The sequence below is a fragment of the Streptomyces sp. NRRL S-646 genome, assembly GCF_000720765.1.
In the GTDB taxonomy this organism is placed as follows: domain Bacteria; phylum Actinomycetota; class Actinomycetes; order Streptomycetales; family Streptomycetaceae; genus Streptomyces.
In genome coordinates this window covers 291,069-306,754 of the sequence record NZ_JODC01000011.1, presented here as the reverse complement: position 1 = coordinate 306,754, position 15,686 = coordinate 291,069, and the positions used below count along the sequence as shown (strand labels likewise).

The window sequence follows — 15,686 nt, the reverse complement described above, 5'->3', positions numbered from 1 at the left end:
GGGGGCCTGTTCTCGCTCCTGGTCCCCGTCGTGCGACCGGTGGTGGAGTGGCTCATTCCGCCTGTTGCGAAGCGGTCGCTACTGTCGGAATAATATAGAGAGATCTCTTTTATTTACGTCCACGCTCCGGCCGGTGCCGACCGCGGGGCGGCCGGTCGGCCTCGGAACTTTGGAGGATGCATGGCAGTGCAGGCCAGGGCGGAGCGCACGCGCGAAGCTCTCATCAGGGCCGCGGCCGATGTCGTGGACGACAAGGGCTACAACGGGGCCACCCTGGTCGCGATCAGCAGGTCCGCGCAGGTCTCCATGGGGGCGCTGACCTTTCATTTCGCCAGCAAGAGCGAACTTGCCGAAGCCGTGGTCGAACGCGCCGCGAGCGTTGCCGGCAAGCAGACCGTGTCCGCCGCCGCCGGGCAGGCGTCCCCGCTGCGGGCCGTAGGGGTGCTGCTGCAGGCGCTCGCCCGGCTCCTGGACGAGGACGTCGTCGTGCGTGCCGCCTCGCTGCTCGCGCGGGAGCGGCCGGACATCGTCCCGGCCTGGCACTCCTCCTGGATGCCGACGCTGTCGCAGTTGCTCGAGGAGGCGGAGGCTGCGGGGGAGCTGCGGCACGGAGTCCGGCCGCCCGCGGTGGCGGGACTGGTGACGTACCTGCTCACCGCTGTCGAGGTGCACCCGCGCACCGCGCCGGGGCAGGAGCGGTTCAGGGGTGCGGCGGGCGCCATGTCGCGCCTGTGGCCCTTCGTCTGTCACGGCATCGCCGCGGCCGCCGCCTAAAGCAAAGAGAGTGCTCTGTTTTCTTTGCCATCTATGTACTCGATCGGGCTCGATCTGACTAGAAAAAAAGAGAGCTCTCTATATTCTTCTTGGGGTAGGGCCTACTCGGCCAGGAGACCGTACGGGGGAGAGCGAGGACCCGGTGAGGGATACAGAGACAGCAGGGACAGCACAGTCGGCGCAGACGGATGTCTGCAAGATGCTCGCACGGGAGGTGCACGACCGGATCGGCAGCGGACTGGCGCTGGCACTGCGCCGTCTGGACATGCTGGAGACCACGGCGGTGGGGTCCGACCCGGAGGCCGCAGCCCGTCTGCAGCAGGTACGGGCCGCCGTGGTGGACGTGCTGTGCGCGACCCGGCAGGTGACCTCGGTGCTGCGGGACTCGCCGCCGACGGTCGCTGCCTTCTCGATCGAGGACGCACTGCGCGGCTTCGTACAGGCCATGGAGATCAGTGAGCCGAGGGTGGACCTGCGGGTCGACGGCGTGGACGGTCTGCTGCCGGCCACGGTGGCGGACGCCGTGTTCCTCGCGGTCCGCGAGGCGATGCGCAACGCCGTGGCCCACGCGCACGCCCGGCACGTCGCCGTCCACATCGCCTGGGATGCCGACGAACTGCACGCCTCGGTGGCCGACGACGGGGACGGCTTCGACCCCGCCGGGGTCGGCGAACGCGGTTCGACCAACGGGCTGCTCGGCATGCAGGAGCGGATCCAGGCAGCCGGCGGCGTCACCACGGTCACCAGCGCACTCAGGCGCGGCACCCGGATCACGCTCTGGGTTCCGGTCAAGGAGAGGAACACCCGCCATGTCTGACACCCCGACCCGCATACTCGTCGCCGACGACCACACCCTGCTGCGCGAGGCGATGGTCGAACTCCTGCAGAGCGAGCCCGACATCGAGGTGGTCGCGGAGGTCGGCGACGCCCGTGCGGCCGTGCGGGCCGCCGCGGAGCTGCGGCCCGACGTCGCGCTGATCGATGTGCAGATGCCGTACAACGAGGACCCGGGAGCCACCGTGCGCCGGCTTCTGGAGCGCCGGCCGGGGCTGCGGATCATCGTCCTGAGCATGGACGACCACCCGGCGCTCGTGCGCGGGCTGCTCGCGCTCGGAGTGCGCGGTTATCTCCACAAGAGTGCCAGCCGCCAGTCCCTGCTCGCGGCCATCCGGGAGCGGCCCGGCAGTGGGCGCACCGTGGTCACGGTGTCGATGCCGTCGCTCGCCGCCGCCGAGGGAGCCGGCCGGCGGGCCGCCGTCATCTCCGAGCGCGAGACGGAGGTGCTCACCCTGGTGGCCGAGGCTCTGAGCAACCGGCAGATCGGCGCCCGCCTCGGCATCACCGAGGGCACCGTCAAGCGCCATCTGAGGAAGATCTTCGACAAGCTCGACGCGGTCTCCCGCCTCGACGCGGTGAACAAGGCGGCGGCACTCCAGCTCATCCGCCCGCAGAGCAAGCACTCCCTGCCGATGGCCGGGTGACTCGTCGACGTACTGCGTGCTGCGGCCCCCTGCCGGTTGTGAGGCGGGGGCCGTTGGCGTGTGTGGGGAGCCGGTGATGAGTTGTCCGCCTTGGCGCCTGCTGGTTGGGGGGCGGGGTGGGGCGGTGCTGTCGGCGTCCGGCAGTGGGGCGATGGGGGTGAAGTGCCTTGCGTCCCCTGCCCGTTGTCGGCAAGGGCCGTTTGCGTGCCGCTGTCCGCTTGTGCGGCGTGAGGGGCTGACGGCCCCTCGGGGCCGGCGCCCGTCAGGCGGGCCCGGTGTCGGGCAGGGGTTGGTGGCCGCCGCGGCGGGGTGGCGGCCGAGTGGCGAGGGGGCCCCGCGGGCGGCGGGGCCTCGACTGCCTCGGTCTGGTCGTCGGCGAGGTGGTGGGGGTCAGGCGGGTCCGGTGTTGGGGAGGGCCTCCCGGCGGGCTCGGGTGAGGGTGGTCAGGATTGTGGTGGGGCTCAGGTCGGTCAGGGTGGTGTGGAGGTGGCCGTCGGGGCGGACGATCGCCGCGACGGGGTGGCGGCCGAGCGCGGTGGCGAGCGGGCCCCGAGGGCGGCTGGGGGCCTCGACCACCTCGGCCTCGTCGCCGACGGCCGCGCGGATCGCCGCGCAGGTCCTGCGCCAGTCGGCCGGCCTGGTGCGGCCGGGGTGCAGCAGTACGGCGTACGAGCGGCCGGTGATCCGGGTCCAGGGCGCCCCGGTGCGGACCGGTTCCTCGCCGAGCAGGACGGGCAGCCGGTCCCCGGGGACGGCCTTCGCCCCCGCGGGGGAGGTCCTCCGTGCGGTGGGGCCGCGGTAGCCCGACGTGAGCTGGCCGATGGCCGGCGCCAGGGTCCGCTGCAGGACGCCGGTGCGGCCCGCGGCCCGTACCGCCGTGTCGCGCAGCGCGAGTTGGGCGGGCCTGGTCAGGGCTCCCCAGCGGGTCTGCAGGGAGGTGGAACGGGTCACCGTGTGCACCGCGGGGCGCCGCTCGGCGTCGTAGCTGTCGAGAATGGCCTCGTCGAGGGTGCCGCGCAGGACGCCCGCCAGCTTCCAGCCCAGGTTCGCTGCGTCCAGCAGGCCGGTGTTCATGCCCTGCCCGCCCGCCGGACTCATGAGGTGGGCGGCGTCGCCCGCGAGGAAGGCCCGGCCGCTGCGGAAGCTCGGCGCGCTGCGGACGTGGACCTGGAAGACCGTGCTGAAGCGCAGCTCGCCCACCTCGACGCCACCGGGCGCGCGGTCGGACACCACCTGCTGGAAGAACGCGCGGGTGGGCGTGGCCTGGGCCATCTCGGGCGGCACCGCGACGGCGATGCGGTGGACGCCGGGGGAGACCGGGGCGAGCCCCAGGCCGCCCTGTGCCGTGTAGCAGTAGCTCACCAGGTCCGCCGGTATCTCTCCGGACAACTCGGCGTCGGTGATGGCGAAGTTGATGGGCAGTTTGGAGCCCTCGAAGCCGAGGCCCAGCTCCTTGCGCACCGTGCTGTGCGCGCCGTCGGCGCCGACGACCCAGTCCGCCTCGATCTCCTCGGTGAGGCCGTCGGGCAGGGCGAGCACCGCACGGGCGCGCGTCCCGGTCGCGTCCAGCGTCTCAAGCCGCACCCCGCGCTCGACCTTGCCGCCGAGCTCCGACAGACGCTGCTCCAGCAGTTCCTCGGTGCGGTCCTGGGGCAGGCCGACGGCGAAGGGGTACGGGGTGTCCTCCAGGCGGTTCAGCCAGGCCGTCGCGAGATGACGGCGGTCCGAGTAGTACGCCACGCCCTGGATACGGTGCCCGCTGTCGACCAGGCGGTCCGCAACGCCGATCCTGCGCAGGAGTTCGAGCGGGCGTGGCCAGATGGTGGTGGCCCTGGAGTGGGCCGAGTGGTCGCGTTCGGCGTCGACGATCCGGACGGGGACGCCCTGACCGAGCAGTTCACAGGCGATCACCAGGCCGATCGGCCCGGCGCCGACCACCAGGACGGGGTTGACCTTGGACATGTGCGCTCTCCCAGCATTTCGGATACTCGCACCGGCCGATGGGCGCGGGGCGCGGGCAATTACGGACGCTAGTTCCGCAGCTCCGGATAAAGTGCGGATATTGTCCGAACGTGCCGCTACCGGGAAACGAAAGTGACACTCTGACCTGGGCGGATGCTGGAGCGTGCCTCTAAGGAAACACTCGCCGGACCACAAGGGGAATGTACGGACCCCATTCCCGGTCCCTAGCGTGGAATTGCCATGGACACCGGCAGTTTTTCTGGAGGAAGAGAATCATGAGGGATCCGTCCCCGAATACGTCCCGCAGTCCCGTCGTAAGTCTCGTCACCGTGGTGCTCGCATCGCTGCTGCTGCCGATCTCGCTGACCGGCGCGTCCGTGGCCATACCCGGTGTCGCCGCCGACTTCCACAGCAGCCTGGCCGCCGACGAGTGGATCGTGAACGGCTACGACCTGACCTTCGCCGGCTTCATGCTCGCCTCCGGCGCCTTCGCCGACCGGTTCGGGCGCCGCAAGGTCTTCGTCCTGGGCACCGCCGTCTTCACGCTGTGCTCGCTGGTCTCCGCGCTGGCCGGCAACATCGCGCTGCTGGACGCCTCGCGGGTCGTCGCCGGTGTCGGCGCGGCCGCCGTGCTGACGTCCGGCAGCGCCACGCTCGCCCAGGTCTTCGACGGGCCCGCCCGGGCAAAGGCGTTCGGCGTCTTCGGCACCACCGTGGGCGTGGGCATGGCCTTCGGACCGTTCATCGCCGGTGCCCTGTCCACCAACTTCGGCTGGCGGTCCGTCTTCCTGGTCCCCGCGATCGCGGGCGCGCTGGTGCTCGTCCTCGCCACCCGGCTGCCCGAGTCCCGCGACCCGCAGGCGGGCCGTGTCGACTGGGCCGGGACCATCACCTTCAGCGGCGCACTGACCGCGCTGATCGCCGCCCTGATCGAGGGCTCAGCGCTCGGCTGGACCTCCGCCTTCAACGTGGTCATGTACGTCGCCTGCGCCGTGCTCTTCGCCCTGTTCGTCGTGGTGGAGAAGCGGCAGGAGCGGCCGATGTTCGACCTGGGCCTGTTCCGGCAGCCGCAGTTCGTGTCGCTGTGCGTCGGCGTGGTCGCCCTGGTCCTGGCCTTCACCCCGCTGCTGGTCTACCTGCCCAGCTACCTCACCGCCGTCAACGGCCAGACCACCATGCACGCCGGCGTCGACATGCTGATGCTCACCGTGCCGACCATCTTCTTCCCGCTGATCACCGGGTATCTGCTGCGCTGGATCCCGGTGCGGCACATGGTCACCGCCTCGGTGGGCCTGACCGCGATCGGCACGGCCTGGCTGACGGTGGTGCACCCCGGCATCGGCAACTGGGCCGCGCTGGGCCCGTACGCGGTGATCGGCATCGGGATCGGCGTCTCCTTCGGCGTGATGGACGGCGCGGCGGTCTCCAGCGTCGAGCCGGAGCGGGCCGGGATGGCCGCGGGCATGTTCAACACCATGCGGCTGGCGGGCGAGGCCACCGGCATCGCGGTGGTCGGCTCACTGCTCGTCAACTTCACCCGGGTGGAGATCGGCAGCAAGCTCGACGCCTTCGGCGGCCCGTACGGCGGGAAGCCGGACGCGCTGGCCAACGCGCTGAACCAGGGGCAGCTGTCCGGGCCGGAGTCCACCGTGCCGGCGAGCGCGCGCACCGCCTTCCACCAGGTCGCCACGTCGGCCTACACCGGCGGTCTGCACACCGCCCTGTGGATCATGGCCGGCTTCTGCGCCGCCGCGACGGTGCTCGTCGCGGCCGTCGGCGCCAAGTCCCGTCAGACGGCACCCGCGGCCGAGGCCGCACCGCAGGCCGAGCCGGACAAGGTCGCGGCCTGACGCACCGACAGGTTGCCGGGGCGGCTGCCGGGACAGCCGGCCGCCCCGGCAGCCGCCTGTTCCCACCCACCTGCAGAACAACGAACGAGGGAGAACATCATGAGCGAGCTGACCGTCGAACGAGTCCGTGAGGCCTTCGGCGCCCTGGCGTCGGGAGACCGCCAGGCCATGCTGGAGTACTGGGACGAGGACGTCACCTTCGAGATACCCGGCAACCACGCGCACGCCGGCCGGCACGAGGGGCTGGACAGCTTCCTCGGGTTCCTCAAGACCGTGGGCGAGCTGTCCGGAGGCACCTACACCGCCGAGAACGTGACCATCATGGTCAACGCCGAGGACGGGTACTCGGTCGACGTCAACACCAACCGGGCGCTGCGGGCGGGCGCGCCGGAGGACAGCACCTCGCCGTACGACCTGCTCGACGTGACGGCGCTGCACTTCCTGCGCTGGCGGGACGGCCGCATCGTGGAGGGCCGCGGGGTCATCCTCGGTGACGGCGGCTCGACCTCGGCCCTGTGGTGGTCCCCGATCAACCAGGACGGCTCGCGCCGCGGGGTCTGACCCCCGCCCGGACACGACTCGGGCCCTTCCCCACTGGGGAAGGGCCCGAAGTCGTATGCACGCAGGACCGGTTCAGATGCCGCCGCCCACCGTGGTCAGCCCGCCGTCGACGACCAGGGTCTGGCCGGTCACCCAGGAGGCGTCGTCCGAGGCCAGGTACGCGACCGCCGCCGCGATGTCCTCGGGGGTGCCGAGGCGCCGCAGCGCGTAGTCCGCGGTGAGCTGCTGCTCGCGGTCCTCGTAGAGCTTCGACGCGAAGCGGGTCTTCACGACGGCGGGGGCCACCGAGTTGACGCGGATGTGCGGGCCGAGCTCCTGGCCCAGCTGCTCGGTGAGGTGGATCAGCGCGGCCTTGCTGGCACCGTAGACGCCGATCCCGGACGCGGGCTTCAGCCCGGCCACGGCCGTCATGTTCACCACGCTGCCGCCGTGCTCGCCCATCCACGCCTCGCGGGCGCGGCGCAGCCAGCCCAGCGCCGCCAGCACATTGACGTCGAACACCTTGCGCCAGGCGGACTCCGTCAGATCGAGGACCGGGCCGAACACCGGGTTGATTCCCGTGTTGTTGACCAGGACGTCCAGCCGCCCGAAGGCCGCCACCGTCCGCTCGACGGCCTCGGCCCGGTGGGCGTCGTCGTCCGCCTTGCCGGCCACGCCCACGGCGTGGCGGGGACCGCCGAGGCGCTCGACCGCCTCCGCCAGCGGGCCGGCCGAGCGGGCGGTGACGCAGACCCTGGCGCCCTCGGCGACCAGGCGCTCGGCGACGGCGTACCCGATGCCCCGGCTCGCCCCGGTGACCAGGGCGACCCGGCCTCGGAAACGAGCGGGGGAAACAGCTGTGCTCACGATGGTGCCCTCCAGGGACTGCGACATGGGTGATGACATGGATTGCGAGCAGACAGGCGACGACCGCACGGCAGGGGCCGGCGGTCGTCGTCGTATGCACAGGCTCTGAGGCGCGGGGAGGGAGTCCGCCGGTCGCGGGCGCCCGGGCGGGGGATGGACGGGCGGTCGCGTTTCCGGAAGCAGAACCGGGTAGCCGGGTCCTGATGGATCCCCTCCCCGCGCTCTGTCGATGCTATGAAGCACGCGCTGACCAGGCCATTCCCTCTTCGAGGAGTGCCCCCGTGCCTCTGAAGCGACACGGGGTGCGGCCGGTCTGTCGTGGCGGTGAGGTCACAGGGCCAGATAGCCCCCGTCCACGGGCACGGCCGCTCCGGTGACATAGGAGCCCGCGTCCGAGGCGAGCAGCAGCAGCACCCCGTTCAGTTCGCTGAGCCGGCCGGCCCGGCGCATCGGGGTGCGGCGCTCCACCCAGGCCCGGCCCTTGTCGCTGCCGAGCATCGACTCGGTCATCTCCGACCAGAACCAGCCCGGGCACACCGCGTTGACGCGGACACCCCGCGCGCTCCACTCGGCGGCCAGCTCCCGGGTCAGGTTCACCACCCCGCCCTTGGAGGCGGTGTACGCGGCCTGCGGAAGGCTGCCGCTGGCCACCAGCCCGTAGATGGAGGCGATGTTGACGACGGAACCCCGGCCCCGCTCCAGCATGCCCACGCCGACCGCCTGGCTCAGCGCGAACACCGCCGTCAGATTCAGCGCCACGATGGAACTGAAACTCTCCACGGTCTGCGTCTCCGCGGGCACGGTCTCGGACAGCCCCGCGTTGTTGACCAGGATGTCGATCGGGCCGAGTTCCCCGGTGACCGTGCGCACCAGGCGCTCACGGTCCTCGGCCGAGGTCACGTCGCACGGCACGGCGAGCGAGCCGGGCAGCTCGGCCGCGAGCTCCTTCAGCGGGCCCTCGCGGCGCGCGGCCAGGGCCACCCTGGCGCCCGCAGCGGTGAGCAGCCGGGCCACATGCGCGCCGATGCCGCTGGAGGCGCCGGTGACCACGGCCACCCGGCCGTCCAGCCGGAACAGCGCGGTCGGATCCTCGGCCGGGGCGGTCGCATCTTCGATGCGTGCGGTCGGGTCCTCGACGTGTGCCGTCGGGTCTTCGACGTGTGCGGTCGGGTTCGTCACGGGCGGTTCACCTCCACGATCACGGCGGACCAGGTGAACCCGGCGCCGGCACTGAGCAGGACGAGCAGATCTCCGGGCCGTACGTCGTCCCGGGCGAGCAGATCGGACAGGTTGGCGACGGCGTCACCGGCACCCAAGTGCCCGGTGTCCGCGCCCAGTTGGACGATCGGCGCGGCGCACACCTCGCGGAACGCGGGTTCGTACGCCTCGGCCATGACATGCCGGGCGAGCCGGGGCAGCGCCGCAGCGCGCAGCCGCTCGTCGTCGGCGGCAACCCCGGCGTCGCGCAGAGCCCGCGCCACCACGGTGGTGACCGCGTCGTGCGCGATCGGGCCGAACGGCAGGGTCGGGTTGGCCGTGAGGAACTCCTTCTTGGCGAGCTTCGGCAGCAGCGGCTTGAAGCCGCTGGTGGGAGCCGGGCTGAAGGGAGCGTCGCCGCGGTGCATGCCCTCCAGCACCGGGGCCGCCACGGTCGCCGCCGACAGCAGGCGCACGGAGCGGCCGTGCGGGGCCCGGTCGACCAGGACCGAGGTGGCGCCGTCGCCGTAGCAGACCCCGTAGTCGCCACCCCAGCGGTCGAAGCCGGGCTGCGGGAAACAGTCGGCGGTGGTCACCAGGGCGGGGCCGGCCGCCGGGGAGGCGAGGAGCCGGCAGCCGGCCTGCACGATCGCGGCCGCCCCGCCGTTGCACATCTGCTGGATGCCGACGGGCTCCGCGGCCACCGCCCCGGTCTGCTGGGCGAGGTAGTGGGCCGGGGACCAGAACTCGTGGCCCTGGTGGTACGTCCACGCATGCAGCAGTTGGCCGATCCGCTCAGGTGAAACACCGGACGACTCAAGGGACTTGACGGCGGCGAGCGCGGCGAGCCGGACCGGCGCGAGGGCGCTGGTACGCAGTGCCGTATAGGCGTACCGCTCGGCGTTCTCCTCGTCGATCAGCAGGCCGGCGACCGCGTCCGCCACCGGCTGGGCGTGCTCGCCGAGCACGAGGACGGGGGCGCTGAGGTGGACGGGCGTGTCAAACCGCATCGCCGGCTCCGGTGGTGTGGGCCGCTGCCAGCCGGACCCGCATCCGGGCGACGGTCTCGTCCTGCTGGACGAAGGCGGTCTCGGTCCGCAGGCCGCCGTCCACCGGGTCGGGCACGCGCCGGGTGACGACGGTGATGTCGCTGTCCAGCTCCGCGAAGCGCAGATACTCGGCGTCCATGTACTGGGGGTGGAACCCGGCCGGGGACGGGCCCTGTCCGTCGGCGGCGAGCAGCAGCGCGGCCTGCCGGGCGGCCTCCATCATCACCGGTCCCGGCACATGGTCCTGGGCGTGCTCGAACATGCTGGGATGCGCGGTCGGCACCCGCAGTCGCGCGTGTACGGCGCCGTCCGTCACGTCGGCGTTCTCCAGGACCACGTTCTCCGCCTGCTCGCGGCCCACCAGCCGGGGAGGCGGGGCGACGCCGTCGGTGCGTACGGGCACGGCGTCGGACATCGGCGGTGGTGTGGCGCGGTGGCTCATGCGCAGCTTCTCGTACACGGTGTCGGGGCGCTGCGCGGTGTCGACGGTGACGACGCCCACCTGCCGCCCGCCGGCCATGACCCGGACCTGGTGCACCACGCGGGCGATGGCGTCCCGGTAGTTCTTGGCGAGCTGCACGCTGCCGAGCAGGAGCAGGTCCAGTGCGCCGCGGGCCCTGAGCGGGCCGGGGTCGGTGATCTCCAGGGAGGCGGTCGCGGTGATGGACTTGGTGTCGTGGCCCGCGTCGTGCTGCAGGTGCATCGCGCACAGCAGCATCTGGCGCACGCTCTCGAACACCGCGAGCGGGTCGTGCATCGCCGGTCGGGCGGTGTGGTCGCCGTAGTAGAAGTGGCGCGGCGGCAGTTGGGCCGCCGCCCGGAAGGTGTTCTCGTCGACGGACTGGAAGTCGGTGAGGAACACCTCGGAGATCGCCGAACGGTGCACCAGCCGGCGGGACAGCGTGCGCTGGGTGGACAGGATCTGGGCCGCTTCGGTGGCGTGGACCGGCTCGACCTGGCTCAGTACGGACATGACGGGCTCCTTTGCCGTTCGTCGGGGGCGGGTGGCGGGGCTCAGACGGCGGCCGGGGCGGCCGTGTCGAGGAGGCGGGAGACCTGACGGGCGGCCTGGTCGGCGTCGTGGAAGTGCACGGCCTGCCAGCCGGCGGCGATCGCACCCACCACGTTCTTCTCCAGGTCGTCCACGAGCACGCACTGATGCGGTTCGAGCCCGGCCCGCTTCGCGGCGAGTTCGAAGATCATGGGCTCGGGCTTGCGGCTGCCCACGGCGTGGGAGAGGACGATGTCGTCGAAGTGCGAGTCGTCGATCATGAACCGGCGGTGGCGGTCCCACGACGGCGGCAGGTTGGAGAGCAGTCCGACGAATGCGCCCCGGGCCCGGAACGCCTCCAGATGCGCCGTCCAGGCCTGGTTGGCGGGGCGCCCGGCGAACCAGCGGTCGCCGAAGTGCTGCAGGTCGGCGACGACCCCGAAAGTGCCGCCCAGGACGTCCTCCAGTTCGTCGGACCAGGTGGCCTCGTCGATCAGCGGGATGTCTATGGCACCCATCGAGTCGGTGCCGTACTTCTCCCCGACCAGGCGCATCGACTCCTTCAGCGCCCACAGCGGGACGCCGACGCGGTCCGCGAACTCGTTGAAGGTGACGCCGACCGGCGGGGTGAGCACACCGCCGAAGTCGGTCCATACGGCCAGGGAGGAGGAGGGAGCGGGGGTGGGGCCGGTGAGGCTCATGACGGGTCCTTGAGGTGAGTGGTTCGGGCGGGCAGAGGGCGGGTCCGGGTCACAGGCGGTACAGGAGCCCGCCGTAGTACCAGCCGGAGCCGACCGCCGTGGACAGCACCAGATCGCCGCTCCTGACGACGCCCTTCTCGGCGTACTCGGACAGGGCGATCGGGATCGAGGCGCAGCCCGTGTTGCCGCGCTCGGCGAAGTTGGTGAGGAACCTGGCCGGCTCCAGGTCGAGGCCGTCGCGTACGCCGGCGTGGATGGCGTTGTTGCCGGGGTGCGGGACGAGCCAGTCGATGTCGGAGGTCTTGAGGTCGCTGCGGGTGAGGAGGTTGCCGGCGACCTTCAGGCTGGAGCGCACCGCCAGGTCGATGAGCTCCGGCTTCGGGCGCAGGAAGCCCTCGGGGGGCCGGGCGGCGACGGTGTCGGCCTCGGCGGCGTCGCAGTCCAGGACCGAGTCGATCAGACCGCTCGGGTCGTCCGGGTCGCCCTTCTCCAGGACCACCGCGCCGGCCGCGTCCCCGAAGACCAGCTGGCCGCGGGTGCCGGGGCGGGCGCGGCGGGTGAAGCGGTCTGCCGCCACTACGACGGCGCGCTTCCAGCCGGGGTGGGCGGTGAGCATCGAGGCGGCGGTCTGCACGCCGTGCACGAAGCCGGTGCAGGCGCCGCAGACGTCGAAGGCGAGGGCGCCGTGTGCGCCGAGCGCGGCGGCGACTCCTGGGGCTATCTCCGGTATCCACTGGCGGTCGGTCCAGTTGGCGAGGACCACCAGGTCGAGGTCGTCGGCCTCGCGACCGGCGTTCGCCAGGGCGGAGGTGGCGGCCTGGACGGCCATGAACTCCAGGGTCTCGTCCTCGTCGGCGACGTGGAGGGCGCGGACGCCGAGTTCTTGTGCGGTCTCGGGCGGGTAGGTGCGGCCGTCGAGGGTGACTTCGCCGTCGTGGGTGCGGTGGGTTCGGGGGTAGTAATGGCCGAGGCCGGTGAACTTGAGGCCGGAGTTGGTCCAGGTTCGGGATTCGGTGCGGGTGTGCATTTTTCTGGCTCCTTGTGTGGGTGGGTGGTTTTAGGGGGTGCCACGGGATGTTGTGGGGTTGGTGCGGGTTCGTTGTGGCTGGTCGCGCAGTTCCCCGCGCCCCTTAAGGGGCGCTGGAGTCGCCGTCAGGTGAAGCGGCTCTGGGGGTCGAGGGTGCGTAGCGCTGTCAACTCCTCGGCTGTTATGGGCTTTTCGGCGGTTACGTGGGTGGTGTCGGCGGTCCACGATGTACGGGTCGCTACGGCCTCCGCGGCCTGCCGGGCCAGTTCCTGGGGGCCGTCGGGGGCGTCGTCCGCGGGGAGGTAGGTCGCCAGGCGGAAGCCGGGCTCGGCTCGGGTGAAGCGGCCGAAGTCGCTGACCACCTCGCGGACCCGGTGGCCGGGGCTGGTGCGGTAGGCGACCTCGGTGACGTAGCGGCGGCGGGAGGACGGGGCGATCACCACGCAGTCCGTGCTGGACGCGATGTCGTTGGCTCCGCCCGAGCCGGTCAGCCAGCGGCCGTCCGCGCCGCGGCTGGTGTTGATCGTGCCGCTCTCGTCGATCTCGGCGGCCGCCAGGACTCCCAGCGCCCGAGGGTTGGCCGCGACCATGCCGCCGAGGATCTCCGGGATGCCGGCCAGCATCTCGCTGCCCCTCGCGTGCAGCAGGCTGAACAGGAAGGTGTCCCCGCCCTCGGGCCGGAAGCCGTACATGCCCAGCTCGGCGACGACCTTGACGTCCTGTCCGCCGGCCCGCAGCAGCTCGGCCGCGAGCCAGGCCGCCATGTGCGAGGTGCCGATCCCGGCGAGCAGGGTGTCGTAACCGTGCGCGCGGACCTGCTCGGCAACGGCCCGGGCGCCGAGCACGATCAGGCGTTCCTGGCGGGTCGGGGGAGCCGGGGGGAGCTGCTCGGTGGGCGTACTGGGTGCGGAGGGTGGTGCGGTGGGCGGTGCGAGGGCCGACGTGGAACCGGCCCTGGCGACGGCCTCCTTCTCGCAGCGGAAGATCTCCGCCCAGGTCTCCGTCTCGGCGTCGTAGTCGTCGTCCGCCCGGGTGGGATCCGGGATGCGCAGGGCGCTGCGGCGTCGGGGGCCCAGGCGGTGGACGTACTCCTTGTGCGAGCCTGGGGCGGTGACCCACGTGCGGTACCAGTCCTGGCCGCGTTCCTCGCCGTGGCAGGAGGCGACGATCTCCTCCAGGAAGGCGTAGTCGTCCAGGTAGCCGTCCACGCCGAGCAGTTGGTCGGTGCGCAGGGCCTGGGGGTGGGCGCCCAGGCGGGCCTCGGTCAGGCCCAGGACGCGTTGGCCGGGGATGACCACGCGGTCGTTGACGGCGCGCAGTTCTTCGCGGGTGACGATCTTCTCGACCGAGGCGATGACGCCGCGTTCGGCTGCGTATGCGGCCCAGGCGCCCTCGCCGAGCGGCGGCACCAGGGCGATGTTGCCGTCCTCGTCGGCGGCCACGCCGTGGACGAGCGTCACGTCGGGGCGGAGCGGGGCGAGCAGGGTGATCTCCTCGCCCGGGCGGGCGGGGTCGGGCACCCGGTGCAGCACGTCCGGCTTGTCCGCGGCGAGATCCGTGCCGGCCAGCGAACCGGTGACCGCGTACGGGGCTCCCTGCGCGCCGGCGATGAGCCGCTGGACGTAACTGAGCAGCGACCAGGCCTCGAAGGTGAACGGTTCGCCCTTCTCCAGGTCCGCGTAGAGGGGGTTGGGGCGGGGCGAGGGATAGGTGTCCCCGGCGAAACCGGCGATGACCTTGTCGGCGACACCGGACAGCGCGAGCGCGTGGGCCGAGGAGTGCACGGCGGTCGTGGAGACCGTCAGACGGCCGTCGGCGCCGAAGACCCGGCACAGGGCGTAGGTGAGGGCGTTGGGGCGGGACGGGGTGCCGGCCAGATGGACGTGGTCGCCGGGCCTGACCAGGGCGCGGACCAGTTCGTCCACGTCGGCGGCGATCAGGGGCCGGCTCATGCCGGGGCTCCCAGCGCGACGACCGCCGTCTGGCTGCCGAAGGCGAACGACATGGACACCGCGAGGCCGAGCTCGGCCGGACGCGGTCCCTCGAAGACGTGGTCGTGGTCGCACTCGGGGTCGGGCGTGGTGAAGTTGATGGTGGGCGCGAGCGTCTGGTGGTGGATCATCAGGCTGGTCGCGGCGACGTTGATGATGCCCGCCAGGCCGAACGTGTGCCCGTAGATGGGCTTGTTGGAGCTCAGCGGCGGGAGGGCGGCGGTCGTGCGCTCGGGGTAGAGGGCGCGCAGCGCACGCGACTCGGCGATGTCGTTGTACCGGGTGGCGGTGCCGTGCGCGCAGAAGTAGTCGACGTCGGCCGCGCTGCGGCCCGCGCCTGCCAGGGCGTCCTCGATGACCGAGGCGGTGACCTTGCCGGTCAGGTCCATGGTGGTGGGGTGGGCGGCCTCGTTCAGGGAGGCGGCCGAGAGGATCTCTGAGTAGACGCGGGCGCCGCGCCGCCGGGCGACCGACTCCCGCTCCAGGCACAGCACGACGGAGCCCTCGCCGAGCGCGAAGCCCTCGCGGTCGTTGCTGTAGGGGCGCACCGCGCGGCTCGGCTCCTCGCGCTCGGAGGAGAGCACCCCGTGGCCCATCGCCCGGTAGCAGGCGGCGACCTCGGGCACGATCGGGAACTCGTGGCCGCCGACCAGCATGGCGTCCGCGGCACCGGAGCGCAGCTCCCGCAGCGCGAGCTGGATGGCCTGGTGGCCGCCGACGCAGGCGTTGCTGACGGTGGTGACCAGGCCCTGGGCGCCGGTGTAGACGGCGGACAGGGAGGCCGGGCAGCCGGGCAGGCCGCGGAACATCGCGCCCTTGTCGCCGAAGGCGTCCGGGTCGGCGCCGGTGAGCACGTCGCGCCACCAGCTGAACGGACCGCGGGAGGAGGACATGACAATGCCCAGCCGGCGCGGGTCCAGGGCGCCCGGACCGAGCCCGGCGTCCCGGCGGGCCTCGGCGAGGGCCGACATGGCGATGAGGATCTCCCGGGAGTACTTGGCCGCGTGTGCGTCCGTCAGCTCCGGGAGGAAGGGGTGATGGTCGAAGTCGTCGATCTCGGCCGCCGCGTACACCGGAAGGCCCGCCTGCTCCGCGTCGAACCGGGTGAGCCGGCCCACCTGGGACCTGCCGCCCGAGACGTTCGCCCAGAACCGGTCGACGGAGAGGGTGCCCGGGAGTACGACACCGATTCCGGTGACGACGACGCGTTCGTCGGGTATCTCGAATTCACTGTTCGTCATACAGAAAACGGTAGG

The 15,686-nt window shown here is 72.1% G+C and carries 14 protein-coding genes; 5 read left to right on the top strand and 9 right to left on the bottom strand.

The features are described from left to right. Positions 1 to 180 precede the first annotated feature (180 nt). From IH68_RS0130065 to IH68_RS0130055, 3 genes are all read left to right on the top strand, one after another. Positions 181 to 774 (top strand): TetR family transcriptional regulator, encoded by a 594-nt coding sequence (locus IH68_RS0130065; protein WP_051833800.1) that lies wholly within the window; start codon positions 181 to 183, stop codon positions 772 to 774. A gap of 199 nt (positions 775 to 973) precedes the next feature. Further along, on the top strand, positions 974 to 1,591 hold the full coding sequence (locus tag IH68_RS0130060) for a sensor histidine kinase (protein ID WP_030941216.1): 618 nt from the start codon (positions 974 to 976) through the stop codon (positions 1,589 to 1,591). After that, complete coding sequence (locus IH68_RS0130055; RefSeq protein ID WP_030941213.1) at positions 1,584 to 2,255, top strand: response regulator transcription factor; 672 nt, start codon at positions 1,584 to 1,586, stop codon at positions 2,253 to 2,255. The genes IH68_RS0130060 and IH68_RS0130055 overlap by 8 nt, the downstream gene beginning before the upstream one ends. A 390-nt stretch (positions 2,256 to 2,645) precedes the next feature. Here the strand turns inward: IH68_RS0130055 and IH68_RS0130050 are convergent, their stop codons facing one another. Further along, on the bottom strand, positions 2,646 to 4,217 hold the full coding sequence (locus IH68_RS0130050; protein ID WP_051833799.1) for an FAD-dependent monooxygenase: 1,572 nt from the start codon (positions 4,215 to 4,217) through the stop codon (positions 2,646 to 2,648). A gap of 275 nt (positions 4,218 to 4,492) precedes the next feature. Between IH68_RS0130050 and IH68_RS0130045 the strand changes: the two genes are divergently transcribed. After that, complete coding sequence (locus IH68_RS0130045) at positions 4,493 to 6,067, top strand: MFS transporter (RefSeq protein WP_030941209.1); 1,575 nt, start codon at positions 4,493 to 4,495, stop codon at positions 6,065 to 6,067. Positions 6,068 to 6,166: 99 nt separating this feature from the next. Continuing rightward, positions 6,167 to 6,628 carry a nuclear transport factor 2 family protein gene (locus IH68_RS0130040; protein WP_030941207.1) on the top strand — a complete coding sequence of 154 codons (462 nt, stop codon included), beginning with the start codon at positions 6,167 to 6,169 and terminating at the stop codon, positions 6,626 to 6,628. A gap of 72 nt (positions 6,629 to 6,700) precedes the next feature. Here IH68_RS0130040 and IH68_RS0130035 read toward each other — a convergent pair whose 3' ends face one another. The 8 genes from IH68_RS0130035 to IH68_RS0130000 all read right to left on the bottom strand — a co-directional run bounded on the left by IH68_RS0130035 (position 6,701) and on the right by IH68_RS0130000 (position 15,671). After that, on the bottom strand, positions 6,701 to 7,501 hold the full coding sequence (locus tag IH68_RS0130035; RefSeq protein WP_051833797.1) for an SDR family oxidoreductase: 801 nt from the start codon (positions 7,499 to 7,501) through the stop codon (positions 6,701 to 6,703). A gap of 303 nt (positions 7,502 to 7,804) precedes the next feature. After that, on the bottom strand, positions 7,805 to 8,653 hold the full coding sequence (locus IH68_RS0130030; protein WP_234341670.1) for an SDR family NAD(P)-dependent oxidoreductase: 849 nt from the start codon (positions 8,651 to 8,653) through the stop codon (positions 7,805 to 7,807). Beyond that, positions 8,650 to 9,681: a ketoacyl-ACP synthase III family protein gene (locus IH68_RS0130025; protein WP_030941203.1), complete on the bottom strand. Its 1,032-nt coding sequence runs from the start codon at positions 9,679 to 9,681 to the stop codon at positions 8,650 to 8,652. The genes IH68_RS0130030 and IH68_RS0130025 overlap by 4 nt, the downstream gene beginning before the upstream one ends. Continuing rightward, positions 9,671 to 10,693: an AfsA-related hotdog domain-containing protein gene (locus IH68_RS0130020; RefSeq protein ID WP_051833796.1), complete on the bottom strand. Its 1,023-nt coding sequence runs from the start codon at positions 10,691 to 10,693 to the stop codon at positions 9,671 to 9,673. Before IH68_RS0130020 ends, IH68_RS0130025 begins: the two co-directional genes overlap by 11 nt. A 41-nt stretch (positions 10,694 to 10,734) precedes the next feature. After that, positions 10,735 to 11,412: an HAD-IA family hydrolase gene (locus IH68_RS0130015; RefSeq protein WP_030941198.1), complete on the bottom strand. Its 678-nt coding sequence runs from the start codon at positions 11,410 to 11,412 to the stop codon at positions 10,735 to 10,737. Between the two features lie 49 nt (positions 11,413 to 11,461). After that, positions 11,462 to 12,439 carry a ketoacyl-ACP synthase III gene (locus IH68_RS0130010; RefSeq protein WP_030941196.1) on the bottom strand — a complete coding sequence of 326 codons (978 nt, stop codon included), beginning with the start codon at positions 12,437 to 12,439 and terminating at the stop codon, positions 11,462 to 11,464. Between the two features lie 125 nt (positions 12,440 to 12,564). Continuing rightward, positions 12,565 to 14,391, bottom strand: a complete 1,827-nt coding sequence (locus IH68_RS58380) for a CoA-transferase (protein WP_030941194.1) — start codon at positions 14,389 to 14,391, stop codon at positions 12,565 to 12,567. Then, a complete protein-coding gene (locus tag IH68_RS0130000) occupies positions 14,388 to 15,671 on the bottom strand; it encodes a beta-ketoacyl-[acyl-carrier-protein] synthase family protein (RefSeq protein ID WP_030941192.1) in 1,284 nt (427 codons plus the stop codon). Before IH68_RS0130000 ends, IH68_RS58380 begins: the two co-directional genes overlap by 4 nt. Positions 15,672 to 15,686: the final 15 nt, after the last annotated feature.

What these genes read in the sequence shown, in the direction of transcription:
- IH68_RS0130065 (WP_051833800.1), top strand. Translation starts at nt 181, where the DNA reads ATGGCAGTGCAGGCCAGGGCGGAGCGCACGCGCGAAGCTCTCATCAGG.
- IH68_RS0130060 (WP_030941216.1), top strand. Translation starts at nt 974, where the DNA reads ATGCTCGCACGGGAGGTGCACGACCGGATCGGCAGCGGACTGGCGCTG.
- IH68_RS0130055 (WP_030941213.1), top strand. Translation starts at nt 1,584, where the DNA reads ATGTCTGACACCCCGACCCGCATACTCGTCGCCGACGACCACACCCTG.
- IH68_RS0130050 (WP_051833799.1), bottom strand. Translation starts at nt 4,217, where the DNA reads ATGTCCAAGGTCAACCCCGTCCTGGTGGTCGGCGCCGGGCCGATCGGC.
- IH68_RS0130045 (WP_030941209.1), top strand. Translation starts at nt 4,493, where the DNA reads ATGAGGGATCCGTCCCCGAATACGTCCCGCAGTCCCGTCGTAAGTCTC.
- IH68_RS0130040 (WP_030941207.1), top strand. Translation starts at nt 6,167, where the DNA reads ATGAGCGAGCTGACCGTCGAACGAGTCCGTGAGGCCTTCGGCGCCCTG.
- IH68_RS0130035 (WP_051833797.1), bottom strand. Translation starts at nt 7,501, where the DNA reads ATGTCGCAGTCCCTGGAGGGCACCATCGTGAGCACAGCTGTTTCCCCC.
- IH68_RS0130025 (WP_030941203.1), bottom strand. Translation starts at nt 9,681, where the DNA reads ATGCGGTTTGACACGCCCGTCCACCTCAGCGCCCCCGTCCTCGTGCTC.
- IH68_RS0130020 (WP_051833796.1), bottom strand. Translation starts at nt 10,693, where the DNA reads ATGTCCGTACTGAGCCAGGTCGAGCCGGTCCACGCCACCGAAGCGGCC.
- IH68_RS0130015 (WP_030941198.1), bottom strand. Translation starts at nt 11,412, where the DNA reads ATGAGCCTCACCGGCCCCACCCCCGCTCCCTCCTCCTCCCTGGCCGTA.
- IH68_RS0130010 (WP_030941196.1), bottom strand. Translation starts at nt 12,439, where the DNA reads ATGCACACCCGCACCGAATCCCGAACCTGGACCAACTCCGGCCTCAAG.
- IH68_RS58380 (WP_030941194.1), bottom strand. Translation starts at nt 14,391, where the DNA reads ATGAGCCGGCCCCTGATCGCCGCCGACGTGGACGAACTGGTCCGCGCC.
- IH68_RS0130000 (WP_030941192.1), bottom strand. Translation starts at nt 15,671, where the DNA reads ATGACGAACAGTGAATTCGAGATACCCGACGAACGCGTCGTCGTCACC.